The organism is Stutzerimonas stutzeri, assembly GCF_038561965.1.
GTDB classification, from domain to species: Bacteria; Pseudomonadota; Gammaproteobacteria; order Pseudomonadales; family Pseudomonadaceae; genus Stutzerimonas; species Stutzerimonas stutzeri_AA.
The window spans coordinates 2,642,107-2,658,208 of sequence record NZ_CP139348.1 but is presented as its reverse complement, the minus strand read 5'-3'; the positions used below and the strand labels follow the sequence as shown (position 1 = coordinate 2,658,208).

The 16,102-nt window shown below is 58.5% G+C and carries 15 protein-coding genes; 10 read left to right on the top strand and 5 right to left on the bottom strand.

The window, feature by feature from the left end; all coding sequences use genetic code 11:
* Positions 1 to 92: 92 nt before the first annotated feature.
* On the top strand, positions 93 to 1,280 hold the full coding sequence (gene prpF / locus SM130_RS11965) for a 2-methylaconitate cis-trans isomerase PrpF (protein WP_102825823.1): 1,188 nt from the start codon (positions 93 to 95) through the stop codon (positions 1,278 to 1,280).
* Between the two features lie 92 nt (positions 1,281 to 1,372).
* Here prpF and ppsR read toward each other — a convergent pair whose 3' ends face one another.
* Positions 1,373 to 2,191, bottom strand: a complete 819-nt coding sequence (gene ppsR, locus SM130_RS11960) for a posphoenolpyruvate synthetase regulatory kinase/phosphorylase PpsR (RefSeq protein WP_102825824.1) — start codon at positions 2,189 to 2,191, stop codon at positions 1,373 to 1,375.
* A gap of 154 nt (positions 2,192 to 2,345) precedes the next feature.
* Here ppsR and ppsA point away from each other — a divergent pair, with 154 nt between their 5' ends.
* From ppsA to SM130_RS11925, 7 genes are all read left to right on the top strand, one after another.
* Positions 2,346 to 4,715 carry a phosphoenolpyruvate synthase gene (ppsA, locus tag SM130_RS11955; protein WP_102825825.1) on the top strand — a complete coding sequence of 790 codons (2,370 nt, stop codon included), beginning with the start codon at positions 2,346 to 2,348 and terminating at the stop codon, positions 4,713 to 4,715.
* A 165-nt stretch (positions 4,716 to 4,880) separates the two neighbouring features.
* Positions 4,881 to 5,369, top strand: coding sequence for a ribonuclease E activity regulator RraA (gene rraA / locus SM130_RS11950; RefSeq protein WP_102825826.1), 489 nt, complete (start codon positions 4,881 to 4,883; stop codon positions 5,367 to 5,369).
* An 84-nt stretch (positions 5,370 to 5,453) separates the two neighbouring features.
* Positions 5,454 to 6,449: a zinc transporter ZntB gene (locus SM130_RS11945; RefSeq protein ID WP_102825827.1), complete on the top strand. Its 996-nt coding sequence runs from the start codon at positions 5,454 to 5,456 to the stop codon at positions 6,447 to 6,449.
* 56 nt (positions 6,450 to 6,505) lie between these two features.
* Complete coding sequence (locus SM130_RS11940) at positions 6,506 to 6,748, top strand: CrfX protein (protein WP_102825828.1); 243 nt, start codon at positions 6,506 to 6,508, stop codon at positions 6,746 to 6,748.
* Positions 6,749 to 6,750: 2 nt separating this feature from the next.
* Positions 6,751 to 7,575 carry a mechanosensitive ion channel family protein gene (locus SM130_RS11935; RefSeq protein WP_102825829.1) on the top strand — a complete coding sequence of 275 codons (825 nt, stop codon included), beginning with the start codon at positions 6,751 to 6,753 and terminating at the stop codon, positions 7,573 to 7,575.
* Positions 7,576 to 7,658: 83 nt separating this feature from the next.
* A complete protein-coding gene (gene sigX, locus SM130_RS11930; protein ID WP_102825830.1) occupies positions 7,659 to 8,249 on the top strand; it encodes an RNA polymerase sigma factor SigX in 591 nt (196 codons plus the stop codon).
* Between the two features lie 99 nt (positions 8,250 to 8,348).
* Positions 8,349 to 9,338, top strand: coding sequence for an OmpA family protein (locus tag SM130_RS11925; RefSeq protein WP_102825831.1), 990 nt, complete (start codon positions 8,349 to 8,351; stop codon positions 9,336 to 9,338).
* A gap of 268 nt (positions 9,339 to 9,606) precedes the next feature.
* Here the strand turns inward: SM130_RS11925 and acnB are convergent, their stop codons facing one another.
* Positions 9,607 to 12,216 (bottom strand): bifunctional aconitate hydratase 2/2-methylisocitrate dehydratase, encoded by a 2,610-nt coding sequence (gene acnB, locus SM130_RS11920; RefSeq protein ID WP_102825832.1) that lies wholly within the window; start codon positions 12,214 to 12,216, stop codon positions 9,607 to 9,609.
* Between the two features lie 409 nt (positions 12,217 to 12,625).
* Here acnB and SM130_RS11915 point away from each other — a divergent pair, with 409 nt between their 5' ends.
* Positions 12,626 to 13,102 (top strand): DUF1289 domain-containing protein, encoded by a 477-nt coding sequence (locus SM130_RS11915; RefSeq protein ID WP_102825833.1) that lies wholly within the window; start codon positions 12,626 to 12,628, stop codon positions 13,100 to 13,102.
* A gap of 28 nt (positions 13,103 to 13,130) precedes the next feature.
* Here the strand turns inward: SM130_RS11915 and SM130_RS11910 are convergent, their stop codons facing one another.
* Entirely contained in the window at positions 13,131 to 13,991 is an 861-nt protein-coding gene (locus SM130_RS11910; RefSeq protein WP_102825834.1) for a universal stress protein, read from the bottom strand.
* 178 nt (positions 13,992 to 14,169) lie between these two features.
* On the opposite strand from SM130_RS11910, the gene SM130_RS11905 reads away from it, so the two are divergent.
* The gene (locus SM130_RS11905; RefSeq protein ID WP_102825835.1) at positions 14,170 to 14,775 is read left to right on the top strand and encodes a tRNA-(ms[2]io[6]A)-hydroxylase; all 606 of its coding nucleotides are present in this window, start codon (positions 14,170 to 14,172) and stop codon (positions 14,773 to 14,775) included.
* Here the strand turns inward: SM130_RS11905 and SM130_RS11900 are convergent, their stop codons facing one another.
* Together SM130_RS11900 and SM130_RS11895 are read right to left on the bottom strand one after the other, a co-directional pair.
* Positions 14,776 to 15,495 carry a UDP-2,3-diacylglucosamine diphosphatase gene (locus SM130_RS11900; RefSeq protein ID WP_102825836.1) on the bottom strand — a complete coding sequence of 240 codons (720 nt, stop codon included), beginning with the start codon at positions 15,493 to 15,495 and terminating at the stop codon, positions 14,776 to 14,778. It lies immediately after the preceding gene.
* A gap of 5 nt (positions 15,496 to 15,500) precedes the next feature.
* A complete protein-coding gene (locus SM130_RS11895) occupies positions 15,501 to 15,995 on the bottom strand; it encodes a peptidylprolyl isomerase (RefSeq protein WP_102825837.1) in 495 nt (164 codons plus the stop codon).
* Between the last annotated feature and the right edge of the window lie 107 nt (positions 15,996 to 16,102).

Below are 16,102 nucleotides of genomic sequence, written 5' to 3'. Positions count from 1 at the left end.
TACACCACGTGTAGCGAATCGGGACGGTGATTGCTTTTTCCATATCCGCTGCGGCCATCTGGCGGCAGCGGTTTCATGAGGGCGAGGTTCCCATGGCTCATGTATCCCAGGTCAGAATTCCCGCGACCTACATGCGTGGCGGCACCAGCAAGGGCGTGTTCTTTCGCTTGCAGGACCTGCCGGAAAGCTGCCAGTTACCGGGCGCTGCACGCGACAAGCTGTTCATGCGCGTGATCGGCAGTCCTGATCCTTATTCGGCGCACATTGATGGCATGGGTGGCGCCACGTCCAGCACCAGCAAATGCGTGATCCTGTCGAAAAGCACTCGGCCTGATCACGACATCGAGTACCTGTATGGCCAGGTATCGATCGATAAGCCCTTCGTCGACTGGAGCGGTAACTGCGGCAACCTTTCGACTGGCGCCGGTGCGTTCGCGCTGCATGCCGGTTTGGTGGATGCAGAACGCATTCCGCAGAACGGTACCTGTGTGGTGCGCATCTGGCAGGCCAACATCGGCAAGACCATCATCGCCCACGTGCCTATCACGGATGGCCAGGTGCAGGAAACTGGCGACTTCGAGCTGGATGGCGTGACGTTCCCGGCTGCCGAGATCGTGCTCGAGTTCCTCGATCCATCCGATGATGGCGAGGAGGGCGGCTCGATGTTTCCTACCGGTAACCTGGTCGACGAGTTGGAAGTACCCGGCATCGGCACGTTCAAGGCGACCATGATCAGCGCGGGAATCCCGACGGTCTTCGTCAATGCCGAGGACATCGGCTACCAGGGCACCGAGCTGCGTGAGGACATCAATGGCAACCCTGAAGCATTGGCGCGCCTGGAGTCGATTCGTGTGGCCGGTGCGCTGCGTATGGGTTTGATCAAGACCGCAGACGAAGCACTGACCCGCCAGCACACGCCGAAGGTCGCCTTCGTTTCCCAGCCGAAAAGCTATCGGGCCTCTTCTGGAAAGACCATTGAGGCAGGCGAGGTCGATCTGCTCGTGCGGGCTTTGTCCATGGGCAAGCTGCACCACGCCATGATGGGCACCTGTGCGGTGGCCATCGGCACGGCGGCGGCAGTCCCCGGTACGCTGGTCAATCTCGCTGCGGGCGGTGGTGAGCGCGAGGCCGTGCGCTTCGGACATCCATCCGGCACGCTGCGCGTCGGTGCCGAGGCGAAGCAGATCGAGGGCCAATGGAGCGTAACCAAGGCGATCATGAGCCGCAGTGCGCGGGTATTGATGGAAGGCTGGGTGCGTGTACCAGGCGACGCGTTCTGATGTGCTTTCGGCGTCGGGAGGCGAATTCTTCTAGCTGAAAAAAGCAAAAAGTCCGCACCAAGCGGACTTTTTGTTGTCTAGCGAAGCGGCACTTATTTGAGTCGACGCTCGACGCCTTTCTCCACCAGAATCTTCGCCGAGATTTCCTCGACGGAAAAATGGGTCGAGTTGATGTAGTTGATGTTCTCGCGGCGGAACAGACTTTCCACCTCGCGAACCTCGAACTCGCACTGAGCGAAGCTGGCGTAACGACTGTTGGGTTTACGCTCATGCCGAATGGCAGCCAGACGATCAGGGTCGATGGTGAGGCCGAACAGCTTGTCCTTGTATTCCTTGAGAACGCTTGGCAGCTGCAGGCGCTCCATGTCGTCCTCGGTCAGCGGGTAATTGGCGGCGCGGATGCCGTACTGCATCGCCATGTACAGGCAAGTCGGCGTCTTACCGCAGCGGGATACGCCGACGAGAATCAGGTCGGCCTTGTCGTAATAGCGGGTGCGGGCGCCGTCGTCGTTATCGAGCGCGAAGTTGACCGCATCGATACGCTCCATGTAATTGGCGTTGTGGCTGATGGAATGGGATTTACCAACGGAATACGAGGAACGTGACATCAACTCATGTTCCAGCGGAGCAAGGAAGGAAGAGAAGATGTCGATCATGAAGCCATTGGATTCGGCCAGAATGTCACGGATTTCCTGGTTTACCAGCGTGTCGAAGATGATCGGCCGGGCGCCGTCCTTTTCCGCGGCATTATTGATTTGCTGTACCATGGCCCGCGCTTTTTCAGCGGTATCTATGTACGGGCGGGTCAGTTTCGTAAAGGTTATGTTCTCGAACTGTGCCAGAAGACTCTGGCCCAGGGTCTCTGCGGTGATGCCTGTGCCGTCAGAAATGAAGAAAGCAGTTCGTTTCATGTGCCTTGGGCCTTAAGTCGAGAACGGTTCCCAGCTATAGTAGGCCCTTCGCCGAGCCCGGTTGGCGGGCATTGTTACTTATTTTGCAGGGTCGGGCCACAGTCGTGCGGCCTGGCTCCGGTTGAGTTTCCAACACTAATGTGGAGAGATCACCTTGGTAGAGTACGTAGTTTCCCTCGATAAGCTCGGCAATCATGACGTTGAGCGTGTAGGGGGCAAGAACGCCTCCCTCGGCGAGATGATCAGCAACCTCGCCGGCGCGGGCGTTTCGGTGCCTGGCGGCTTCGCCACTACGGCCCTGGCCTACCGTGATTTCATGGAGCTCAGCGGTCTTAACGAGCAGATCCACGCGCTTCTCGATGCGCTTGACGTGGATGACGTCAATGCGCTCGCAAAGGCTGGCTCGCAAATTCGCGGCTGGGTAATGGAGGCGCAATTCCCGGCAAAACTGGATGCCGACATTCGCACTGCATTCGCCGAAATGTCCGGTGGCAACGACAACATGGCAGTCGCGGTTCGCTCCTCGGCCACCGCGGAAGACCTGCCGGACGCTTCCTTTGCTGGTCAGCAGGAAACCTTCCTCAACATCCGTGGCGTGGACAACGTGATCCGTGCTGCCAAGGAAGTATTCGCCTCGCTGTTTAACGACCGCGCCATTGCTTACCGCGTGCATCAGGGCTTCGATCACAAGCTGGTCGCATTGTCCGCCGGCGTGCAGCGCATGGTCCGCTCGGAGACCGGTACCGCCGGTGTGATGTTCACCCTGGATACCGAGTCCGGTTTCCGCGACGTGGTGTTCATCACTGGTGCCTACGGCCTGGGCGAAACCGTCGTTCAGGGCGCAGTCAATCCGGACGAATTCTATGTCCACAAGCACACGCTGGAAGCCGGTCGCCCGGCCATCCTGCGCCGCAACCTGGGCAGCAAGGCGATCAAAATGGTGTACGGCGCCGAAGCCAGCGCCGGCAAGTCTGTGAAGACCGTCGATGTCGACCAGGCGGATCGCATGCGTTTCTGTCTGTCTGACGAAGAAGTGACCAATCTCGCCAAGCAAGCGATGACCATCGAGAAGCACTACGGTCGTCCGATGGACATCGAGTGGGCCAAAGATGGCGACGATAACCAGCTTTATATCGTCCAGGCACGTCCGGAAACGGTGAAGAGCCGCAGCAGCGGCAACGTGATGGAGCGCTACCTGCTGAAGGAAAAGGGCACCGTCCTCGTAGAGGGCCGTGCCATTGGCCAGCGTATCGGCGCCGGCCCGGTCAAGGTTATCCACGACGTCAGCGAAATGGACAAAGTCCAGCCGGGCGACGTGCTGGTTTCCGACATGACCGATCCGGATTGGGAGCCGGTCATGAAGCGCGCCAGCGCCATCGTCACCAACCGTGGCGGGCGTACCTGCCACGCGGCGATCATCGCCCGTGAGCTGGGAATTCCTGCGGTCGTAGGCTGTGGTAATGCCACCGATCTGCTGAAAGACGGTCAGCGCGTTACCGTTTCCTGTGCCGAAGGTGACACCGGCCTGATCTTCGATGGCGAGCTGGGCTTCGACATTCGGCAGAACTCCATCGACGCCATGCCTGATCTGCCGTTCAAGATCATGATGAACGTCGGCAACCCAGATCGCGCCTTCGACTTCGCGCATCTGCCGAACGAAGGTGTCGGCCTGGCCCGTCTCGAGTTCATCATCAACCGCATGATCGGCGTGCACCCCAAGGCGCTGCTTAACTTCGACGGCCTGCCGGCCGATGTGAAGAGCAGCGTCGAGAAGCGCATTGCCGGCTACGACGATCCGGTCAACTTCTATGTCGAGAAGCTGGTCGAGGGCGTAAGTACCCTGGCTGCGGCGTTCTGGCCGAAGAAGGTCATCGTTCGCCTGTCGGACTTCAAGTCCAACGAATACGCCAACCTGATCGGCGGCAAGCTGTACGAGCCGGAAGAAGAAAACCCGATGCTGGGCTTCCGTGGTGCCTCGCGTTATATCAGCGACTCGTTCCGTGACTGCTTCGAGCTCGAATGCCGCGCGATGAAGAAGGTTCGCGACGTCATGGGGCTGACTAACGTCGAGCTGATGGTGCCGTTCGTGCGCACCTTGGGCGAAGCCTCGCAGGTCATCGACCTGCTGGCCAAGTACGGCCTCAAGCGCGGCGAGAATGGTCTGCGGGTCATCATGATGTGCGAGCTGCCGTCCAACGCTCTGCTGGCCGACGAGTTCCTGGAGTTCTTCGATGGCTTCTCCATCGGCTCGAACGACATGACTCAGCTCACCCTCGGTCTGGACCGTGACTCCGGCATCATCGCCCACCTGTTCGATGAGCGTAATCCGGCAGTGAAGAAGCTTCTCGCCAACGCCATCCAGGCGTGCAACAAGGCCGGCAAGTACATCGGTATTTGTGGTCAGGGGCCTTCGGATCATCCGGATCTTGCCAAGTGGCTGATGGAGCAGGGCATCGAGAGCGTGTCCCTGAACCCGGACTCGGTCTTGGATACCTGGTTCTTCCTCGCCGATCGCGAAATCTGATCGATCAAGCGGTAACGAAAACGGGGCGTAAGCCCCGTTTTTGCTGATGCCCACAACGTTCCGTTCGGCAATCCCGTTCCGCCTCTTGCGCCTAGTGGCTAATATGCGCAGCTAGATGACTGTACGCTGGATGTCGTTGTAATTTCCAAGCAGAAGGAGCTTCCCATGCAATACGTCACGCCTGATCTGTGCGATGCCTATCCAGACCTGGTACAGGTCGTTGAGCCGCTGTTCAGCAACTTCGGTGGTCGCGATTCCTTCGGTGGAGAGATCGTGACCATCAAGTGCTTCGAAGACAACTCGCTGGTCAAGGACCAAGTCGACACCGATGGAACCGGCAAGGTGCTGGTGGTCGATGGTGGCGGCTCGCTCCGTCGTGCGCTGCTGGGCGACATGCTCGCCGAGAAAGCCGCACGCAATGGCTGGGAAGGCCTGGTTATCTACGGTTGCGTTCGTGACGTCGACGTCCTGGCGCAGACGGAGTTAGGCGTTCAGGCGCTGGCCAGCCACCCGATGAAGACCGACAAGCGCGGCATCGGTGATCTTAACGTTGCAGTGACCTTTTGCGGCGTGACGTTCCGTCCGGGCGAATACGTATATGCCGACAATAACGGGATCATCGTCTCGCCTGAGCCACTGTCGATGCCGGAGTAAACTCTCCGCGTTGACGGTTGTGCCTGTCATTACAATTCAGCCCGGCGATGCCGGGCTTTTCATGAGCGACGACGGAACGGATAGATGCGGGAAACCGAAAGCGAGCATTGCGGCCTGATCCACGCCTTTGTTTTAGACGGCAGCGGTGGCGCGCGACAGGTCGGCTACAGCGACCTTGCTGAGTTGCAGCTTGCAGCCAACGAGAGTGTCTGGCTGCATTGGGATCGCGGCCAGCCGCAAGCGCGTGAGTGGCTACGCAGGCAAAGCGGGCTTAGCCCTTTCGCCTGCGATGTGCTGCTCGAGGAGAACACGCGTCCACGTATGCTGACGCTGCCGCAGGAAGGGTTGGCCCTGTTCCTGCGTGGAGTGAATCTGAATCCCGACGCTGAGCCGGAAGATATGGTTTCTCTGCGTGTCTTTGCCGACCGCCAGCGGGTTATCTCCCTCCGGCTAAGACCGTTGCGTTCGACTGAAGTGGTGATCCGGTTGCTTTCCGAGCGCCGGGGGCCGAAATCGGTTTCCGAGTTGCTGTTGTACCTGGCCGAGGCAATGACCGATCGCGTCGACGCTCTTGTCATGCAGCTTTCAGAGCGAATCGATACCGAAGAGGAAGCGCTTGAAGGTAATGAGCGCTATACCCCTGAGCACGACTCGATGCTCTCGTTGCGCAGGCAGGCGGCGAGCCTGCGTCGCTTCCTGCTGCCCCAGCGCGAGCTTTACGGCCAGCTGACTCGCACTCGCCTGAGCTGGTTCGTCGAGGACGATACCGAGTACTGGAACGAACTCAGTAACCGGCTCATCCGTTATCTGGAAGAGCTCGACATGGTCCGGGAACGGATCAATCTCGTGCTTGAGTCGGAGCATCGTAGGCTCAGTGAGCGGATGAACCGCACCATGTACCTACTTGCTATCATTACCGGCTTTTTCCTGCCGTTGAGCTTCCTGACGGGGCTTTTAGGTATCAATGTCGGCGGCATCCCCGGTGCTGACTTTCCGTACGGTTTCGTCGTCGCCTGTCTGCTGATCGGCAGTGTCGCACTGCTACAGTGGTGGATGCTGCGCCGCCTGCGTTGGCTGTAAATGTGACTCGCAGCCGACCATAAGCCGTCTAGCCGACATACTTTAGCGAGGTTTGCATGCGCGATCCCTTTGAAGAGTCCCTGCGCGACCTGCTCAACAGGCCTTCTGTCCACGATGACGATGCTTGTCTGGGGCGGGTTCTGAAAACGGCCAACCGCCAAGTCGGTGCCGGCGATCTGTTCGCCTTGATTGGGCATTGGCTGCAGGCAGTGATGATGGCGGTCAATAGCGGCTCGGGCCATATAGCTCCAGTTTCTCGCCGCGCAAAACCTAACTGTTCGTTCGATAAGGCAGATTGATCATGGAATTCAATCCCTGGACCCAAAGCTTTCTGGCGGCTATGAGCTCCATTTGGGCGTCTGTGGCGGCTTTCATTCCCCGGCTATTCGGCGCTCTGGTCGTTGTGCTGCTTGGCTTCATCGTGGCCAAGCTTCTCGACACGCTGCTCTCCAAAGTACTTGCCAAAGTGGGGCTGGACCGATTGATGGCTGGTACAGGGCTCACCAAGTTGCTCAGCCGTGCAGGGGTAAGGATTCCTGTCTCGGCTCTGATCGGCAAGGTGGTGTACTGGTTCGTGCTGCTCATCTTCCTGGTTTCGGCGGCCGAATCCCTGGGGTTGGAGCGGGTATCCGCAACGCTGGATATGCTGGCCCTCTACGTGCCCAAGGTGCTCGGTGCGGCATTGATCCTGCTGGCTGGCGTGCTCCTGGCGCAGTTGCTTAGTGGTCTTGTCCGTGGCGCCGCAGAAAGTGTCGGATTGGACTACGCGAACGGCCTGGCACGCATCGCGCAGGGCCTGGTGATCATCATCAGTATCTCGGTGGCGATCGGGCAGCTGGAGGTCAAAACCGAGCTCCTCAATTACGTTATTGCCATCGTATTGATTACTGTCGGCCTTGCTGTGGCGCTGGCCTTTGGCCTGGGTAGCCGCGAACTGGTCAGTCAGATTTTGGCCGGCATCTATGTCCGTGAGCTTTATGAAGTAGGGCAACGGGTCCGTCTGGCGGATATCGAAGGGCAGATTGAAGAGATCGGAACGGTCAAGACACTGCTGCTGACCGATGAGGGCGAGCTGGTGTCTGTCGCCAACAAAGTCCTGCTCGAACAGCGGGTCGGCAGCCTTTAGCCATCGGATTCTGGTAAAGTACGTCGCCTTTTTCCGGTTTCCAACAATGGCGGCCGAGACTTTGACTGCCGGCTCGAAGCGTCTTGACTAAACCCCCAACGTCCATATCGCGCTACGACCCTCGCCAGCTCACCGATGAAGAGCTGGTGCAGCATGCGCATGTAGAACTCTTTCACGTTACGCGTGCTTATGAAGAGCTCATGCGCCGATATCAGCGCACCTTGTTCAATGTATGCGCACGTTATTTGGGAAACGAGCGAGACGCCGATGATGTCTGTCAGGAAGTAATGCTTAAGGTTCTATATGGCCTGAAAAACTTCGAGGGCAAATCGAAATTCAAGACCTGGCTATATAGCATCACTTATAACGAATGTATTACCCAATATCGCAAAGAGCGCCGTAAAAGGCGTTTGCTCGATGCATTGAGCTTGGATCCATTAGAAGAGGCGTCCGACGAGAAAACGCCGAATACAGAGGAAAAAGCTGGGCTTGACCGCTGGCTTGTGCATGTAAATCCAATTGATCGAGAGATATTGGTGTTGCGTTTTGTTGCCGAACTCGAGTTTCAGGAAATCGCCGATATTATGCACATGGGTTTAAGCGCGACGAAGATGCGCTACAAGCGCGCGCTCGACAAGCTGCGCGAAAATTTTTCTGATACAGCTGAAACTTAACTCTGGAAACTTGTCTTATACCTTGCGAACAGCTTGGGCATACAGACAGCCGGTTTCCTTAGATTGTTCTGATTCTAACCACCAGATGGGGATTTACGGATGAAACTTAAAAACACCTTAGGCGTCGTTATCGGTTCGATGGTTGCCGCCACTTCTTTTAGCGCGCTGGCCCAAGGACAGGGTGCCGTAGAGGTGGAAGCGTTCGGTAAGCATTACTTCACCGATAGCTCGCGTGATGTGCAGCGTGACGGCGAGCTCTACGGCGCTGGCGTCAGCTACTTCCTGACCGACGACGTTTCGCTGGGTCTTTCCTATGGCGAATACCATGACCTGACCTCCAGGGATCCGGTCAACGATGGCAGCCACAAGAACATCAAGGGTAGCCTGACCTCCCTTGACGCTGCCTACCACTTCGGCGCGCCGGGTGTCGGTCTGCGTCCTTACGTGTCCGCTGGTATGGCTCACCAGAGCATCGGTCAGGCTGACCGTGGCGGCCGCGATCGCAGCACCTTTGCAAACATTGGTACCGGTCTGAAGTACTACTTCACCGAGAACTTCTTTGCTAAAGCCAGCGTTGATGGCATGTACAACATCGACGCAGACGAAGGCGAGTGGATGGCTGGCGTCGGTGTTGGTCTGAACTTCGGTGGCGGTGCTCGCCAGGTTGCGGCAGTCGAGCCGACTCCAGAGCCGGCCCCGGCTCCGATCGTCGACACCGAGCCAGAGCCGGCTCCTGAGCTGGTACGTGTTGAGCTGGACGTCAAGTTCGATTTCGACAAGTCGCGCGTTCGTGAAGAAAGCTACAGCGATATCAAGAACCTCGCTGACTTCATGCAGCAGTACCCGCAGACCAACACCACCGTTGAAGGTCACACTGACTCCGTTGGTACTGATCAGTACAACCAGCGTCTGTCCGAGCGTCGTGCCGAAGCAGTTCGCAACGTTCTGGTCAACGAATACGGTGTTCAAGGTGGTCGCGTGAACTCCGTAGGTTACGGTGAGTCCCGTCCGGTCGCTGACAACGCTACCGAGGAAGGTCGTCAGATCAATCGTCGCGTTGAAGCCGAAGTAGAAGCTCAGGTTCAGTAATCCGAGTTAGCTACTCCTAGAAAAGCCCGGCTAGTCCGGGCTTTTTTTTGCCCGTAGAAAAGCAGTTTCTCTGCTGCGTGCCTTTCATCGCCACGGTGTACAGTAAATGACCGGATGCTTCGCCGTTGGGAGTGCTGGCTTGCTGTTAGTGAACACACGGGGGGGGCGTTGATCGTCACTTCGGCGACTTGCATAGGCAGGTATAGAAGCAAACCAAAGCATAAAAAAACCCCGCCGAAGCGGGGTTTTTCATTGCCTTATCGCGTCATCAGACTTCGACGACTTTGATCTTGGCCTTTTCAGCAGCATCGCGGAACTCGGCGATCTGGTCGAAGGACAGGTAGCGATAGATGTCGGCAGCCATGCTGTCGATGTTCTTCGCGTAGCCCATGTACTCCTCGACGCTCGGTAGTTTGCCGGTGATGGCTGCTACCGCCGCAAGCTCGGCCGAGGCCAGGTAGACGTTGGTGGCGTCGCCCAGGCGGTTCGGGAAGTTACGGGTCGAGGTGGAAACCACGGTCGAACCGGTCTGTACGCGAGCCTGGTTACCCATGCACAGCGAGCAACCCGGCATTTCCATGCGTGCGCCAGCCTTGCCGTAGATGCCGTAGTAGCCTTCTTCGGTCAGCTGGTGAGCATCCATCTTGGTCGGCGGAGCCAGCCACAGGCGGGTCGGGATGCCGCCCTTGACTTTGTCCAGCAGCTTGCCGGCAGCGCGGAAGTGGCCGATGTTGGTCATGCAGGAGCCGATGAAGACTTCGTCGATCTTCTCGCCAGCTACGGTGGACAGCAGGCGGGCATCGTCCGGGTCGTTCGGCGCGCAGAGCACGGGCTCTTTGACTTCAGCCAGGTCGATCTCGATCACGGCTGCGTATTCGGCGTCCTTGTCCGCTTCCAGCAACTTCGGATCGGCGATCCATGCTTCCATCGCTTGAGCGCGGCGCTCCAGAGTGCGTGCATCACCGTAGCCTTCGCTGATCATCCAGCGCAGCATGGTGATGTTGGATCGCAGGTATTCGGCAATCGAATCTTCCGGCAGCTTGATGGTGCAGCCTGCGGCCGAGCGCTCTGCGGAGGCGTCGGACAGCTCGAACGCTTGCTCGACGGTCAGCTGGTTCAGACCTTCGATCTCGAGGATGCGGCCAGAGAAGATGTTCTTCTTGCCTTTCTTCTCGACAGTCAGCAGGCCTTGCTGAATGGCGTAGTAGGGGATGGCATGGACCAGGTCGCGCAAGGTGATACCGGGCTGCATCTGGCCCTTGAAGCGGACCAGTACCGATTCCGGCATGTCCAGCGGCATGACGCCAGTGGCGGCCGCGAAGGCAACCAGGCCGGAGCCGGCCGGGAAGGAGATGCCGATCGGGAAGCGGGTGTGCGAGTCGCCACCGGTACCCACGGTATCGGGCAACAGCATGCGGTTCAGCCAGCTGTGGATGATGCCGTCACCCGGACGCAGCGACACGCCGCTGCGGTTCATGATGAAGTCCGGCAGGGTGTGGTGGGTATTAACGTCGATCGGCTTCGGATAGGCGGCGGTGTGGCAGAAGGACTGCATCACCAGATCGGCAGAGAAGCCCAGGCAAGCCAGGTCCTTCAATTCGTCGCGGGTCATCGGGCCAGTGGTGTCCTGGGAGCCGACGGTGGTCATCTTCGGTTCGCAATAAGTGCCAGGACGTACGCCCAGACCTTCAGTCAGACCGCAGGCGCGGCCGACCATCTTCTGTGCGAGGGTAAAGCCCTTGCCGCTGTCGGTCGGTGCTTCCGGCTTCTTGAACAGGGTGGACGGAGCCAAGCCCATTTCAGCGCGGGCCTTCTCGGTCAGGCCGCGGCCGATGATCAGCGGAATGCGGCCGCCAGCGCGGACTTCGTCCAGCAGGACTTCGGTCTTCAGTTCGAAGGTGGTGATGACTTCATCGGTACCATGCTTGCAAACCTTGCCGGCGTACGGGTAGACGTCGATCACATCGCCCATGGCGAGGTTGCTGCAATCGAATTCGATCGGCAGTGCACCAGCGTCTTCCATGGTGTTGTAGAAGATCGGGGCGATCTTGGTGCCGAAGCAGAAACCACCGGCGCGCTTGTTCGGTACGTTCGGAATGTCGTCACCGAAGAACCACAGTACGGAGTTGGTGGCCGACTTGCGCGAAGAACCGGTACCGACCACGTCGCCGACATAGGCAACCGGGAAGCCCTTGGCTTTCAGCTCTTCCATCTGCTTGATCGGGCCGACCGAGCCTGCTACGTCCGGGTTGATGCCGTCGCGGGCCATTTTCAGCATAGCCAGTGCGTGCAGCGGAATGTCAGGGCGCGACCAGGCGTCGGGAGCGGGCGACAGATCGTCGGTGTTGGTTTCGCCGGTCACCTTGAATACGGAGAGGGAGACCTTCTCGGCAACAGCCGGGCGGTTGGTGAACCACTCGCCATCGGCCCAGGACTGCATTACAGCCTTGGCATGCTCGTTACCGGCTTTGGCTTTTTCGGCCACGTCATGGAACGCGTCGAACATCAGCAAAGTGTGCTTCAGCTGCTCGGCTGCAACGGCGGCCAGCTCGCTGTCGTCCAGCATTTCTACCAAGGTAGCGATGTTGTAACCGCCTTGCATGGTGCCTAGCAGCTCAACGGCGCGCTGCTTGCTCAGCAGCGGTGAGGAGGCTTCACCTTTGGCCAGGGCGGACAGGAAGCCGGCCTTGACGTAGGCGGCTTCGTCGACGCCAGCAGGGACGCGGTTGGTGATCAGATCAACGAGGAATTCTTCTTCGCCGGCCGGAGGATTCTTCAGCAGTTCAACCAGACCTGCGGTTTGCTCGGCGTTCAGCGGCTGGGGCACGACGCCCTGGGCGGCACGCTCTTCTACGTGTTTGCGATAGGCTTCAAGCACAGTTTTTACCCTCATCATTGGTCCCTTGGGTGTTTCGGGACGCGCATCCGGAAGCTGTTTTCAAAGTTTTACGCCGGGCGGGCGAGGCCGGATGGGCAGGGTACAGGCGATTCTGCGCATCCGGCACGCAGCCGGTTCAAACTGTGCTCGTGACGCTTTGAAAACAGCTTCGTATGGAATGTGGCGCCAAAAACGGCGGGCCGATACTACTGGAAACAGCCTCAAAAGTTAAGTCGAGCACGGATAGCAGGCGACGCAGCCACGTCGCGGATTGCGGATGGTGATAGGTCTGGCGCCCGCCTGGGCTGGGCTTGTAGGGATGGTTTGGGCATCCCTCGAGGTTAAACATGGGTGACCCTGGTAGGACAAAAGTCTAAGATGCTCGGCCAGCCATCAACCTGCTCCGGTCATGTCAGCACAGCGCATCAAAACCCCTTGTATAGGTCTTTGCTCGACGGTGTACGGCGATATCGTCTGCCGTGGATGCAAACGTTTTCATCATGAGGTGGTTAGCTGGAACGCGTATGGCGAGGAGGAAAAGCGAGCGGTATGGCGCCGCCTTGAGATTCTCCTGGCTCAGGTGATGACGGCCAAGCTAGAAGTGTTCGACGCTCAGTTGCTACGCCAACAGCTAGAGATGCGGCAGATCCGCTTCGTCGTCGAGCAGTCCCCTTACTGCTGGGCCTATCAGCTGATTGCACGCGGCGCGCGCGTCATTCAGCAAATCGAGGCCTATGGGGTGGCATTGTTACCGGAGTTCCGTGACCGACCGCTTTCGGACTTGCGCGATGCAATCGATCAGGAGTTCTTTCTGCTCTCCGAAGCGCATTACGAACGGTACATCGCGCCGCGCTTTTTGTTGGAAGGCATGGATCTGAGGGTCTGACGAAAGCCCTGTGACAGGGCTTTCGAAATCAGTGGCGCACAAGGTCCTCAAGGTGACCAATGATATCGTTGGGCTTGAGCACCAATACGTCGCTTTCTAGCGTATCCAGTACGACCTCGGCGGTGTTGCCCATTAGTGCGCCAGAGAAACCGGTGCGTGCCACGGTGCCGATAACGGTCACGACTGCTTTCAACTGATGGCAAACCCGAGGGATCAGCGCATCGGCAGGGCCTTCCTCGACGTGCAGCTGAGCGTCCGGGATATGAAACTCCTCCTGGAACTGCTTGCATGCGTCGCGGTATCTCGCCTCGATGGTTTCCTTCAGCTGGAAAGCCGGATCGGCCGCAGAGAGCATTGCGGATGGATGTGCGCTGATCACGTGCAGCTTGCCATCGGCCAGGCTGGCGATCTCGTAGCCATGATTGACGATGGTAGCGTGCAATGTTCGATGCTCAAGGTCGGAATTGCCGACGTCTACCGCAGCAAGGATGTTTCCACCGGTCCAAGGATTGTCGGTTTTCACCATCAATACCGGGCATGGACAGTAGCGCAGCAGCTTCCAATCCTCGGGGGTGAGCAATGCGCGCTTCAGGGGATTGTCCGGCACGTGTTGCTTGGCTACCAGGCCGCAGCCTTCTGCCTGCTGCACGGTGATAATGGTCTGGTGCACGCTCTCATGCCACGCCTGCTGCGTGGTGACTTCGTGGCCATCGCTTTCCAGCTGTTCGCGCAGTTTCGCCAGGTGAGCGCTGTGATCGCGCTTGGTGTCGCAGACCAGCAGGTGCAAGCGGGACTGACTGACGGTAGATATCAGTCGAGCGCGTTTCAGTGCCAGCGCTTGTGGCTGGTTCGGGTCAATTACCACGAGGATGCAGCGAATGGCTTGCATGATCGGCTCCATTTCCAAATTCGGGTTGGTCAACTATAGACAAGCCTGCGATGCCAGCCGTGATGTATATCAAGCAAGGCTGGCTGCTCCGCGCGGCATTCGCAATAATGCCCGCCCGGCGTCGGGCGGTGCCATGTAACCGTCGGCTTATTTTGTTCCTGAATATGCAAGGTTCGACATGCTTCCTGATCTGAATGAATTTCTCGGTTGTGCCACGCCCGCAGCCTGGGTGGAGGCAGCATTGCGGGATCAGGATGTGATGCTGATCGACCATGGCAACTGTGAGAAGAAAGCCGCGGGAGCGGCGTTTCAGCTGATGTTTCGCTACATCGACAAGCCGGATCTACAGAACAAGATGTCGCGCCTGGCACGCGAAGAACTCCGCCATTTTGAGCAGGTGCTGGCCATCATTCGGCGACGTGAGATTGCACTGCGTAACGTCGGTTCGTCTCGCTATGCCGCTGGCCTGCGCGAACTGGTGCGTAACCATGAGCCGTATCGCCTGACCGATACGCTGGTTATCGGCGCCTTTATCGAAGCGCGTTCCTGCGAGCGCTTCGCCATGCTGGTCCCGCACCTTGATGAAGAGCTGGGCAAGTTCTATCACGGCCTGCTCAAGTCGGAGGCGCGGCACTTTCAGGATTACCTGAAGCTGGCTTACCAGTACGGCGAAGCGGCGGATGTGGAAGCAACGATCATCCGAGTGCGCGAGCGTGAGCGTGAGCTGATCGAAAGCCCGGACGCCGAGTTTCGCTTTCACAGCGGTGTGCCGCTGGCGGCTTAATTAAAATTCGAAGGGCGTCTGGTGGAAGCCATTTTGATCGACCTGCAACGCCCAGCCTTGACGGTCCCAATCACCGAGTACGATCCGCTGTGCCGGAAGGCCGTGCACTTCCAGCTCGTGTATCGCCGGACGGTGGGTGTGGCCGTGAATCAATGTTCGCACGCCATGCTCGGTGAGCACCCGAGGGATCAGCTCCGGCGTGACGTCAATGATGTCGGTGGCTTTCATGCGCGTCTGGGTGCGGCTCTCGTTACGCAGCTTGCGCGCCAGTTTTCGGCGAGTGGACAGCGGTAGATTGCGCAGGATGAATAGGCTGAGCGGATTGCGTAGCACCCGCCGCAGACGCATGTAGCCTTCATCACGGGTGCACAGGCTGTCGCCATGCATCAGCAGGACGCGTTCACCGTTAAGCTCGACCACGCTCGGGTCGGCCAGCAGCGTGCAGCCCGCTGCCCGGCAGAAGCCCTTGCCCAGCATGAAGTCACGATTGCCGTGCATCAGATAGATGCGCGTGCCGCGCTCGTTCAAGCCGCGCAAGGCCTCTGCGATCGAGCATTGAAAGGGTGTCATCGCATCGTCGCCAATCCAGACTTCGAAGAAATCACCGAGGATGTACAGCGCTTCAGCCTGGCAGGCGCGTGTTTCGAGGAAATGCAGAAACGCCCGGGTAATGTCCGGGCGTTCCTCTTCCAGATGCAGATCCGAGATCAGCAGGATCACTCGCGTTACTCGACGATCTCAGCCTTCTCGATCACCACGTCTTCCACCGGAACGTCCTGATGGCCGGACTTCATGGTGGTCGCCACGGCTTTGATCTTCTCGACCACGTCCATGCCCTCGGTCACTTCACCGAACACGGTGTAACCCCAGCCTTGAACTGTCGGCGCGCTGTGGTCGAGGAAGTCGTTGTCCTTCACGTTGATAAAGAACTGCGCGGAGGCAGAGTGCGGCTCCATGGTGCGGGCCATTGCCAGGGTGCCGACTTTGTTCGAAAGGCCATTATTGGCTTCGTTCTTGATTGGCGCGCGGGTGGGCTTCTGCTTCATGCCGGACTCGAAACCGCCGCCCTGGATCATGAAGTTGCTGATCACGCGATGGAAAATGGTGCCGTCGTAGTGGCCGCTCTTCACGTATTCCTTGAAGTTGGCAGTGGTTTCCGGAGCCTTCTCTTCGAATAGATTGACGCTGATGACGCCGTAGTTGGTGTGCAGTTTGATCATCGGGGTGAGGTTCCGTTTTGATGGTGCGGGACAAGCCGCTGCAAGGGTCGTCGTTACCGAGTGTCGTCAAACACTGATGGCAGTGCCGCCTGGGTGCATTGCTCTGT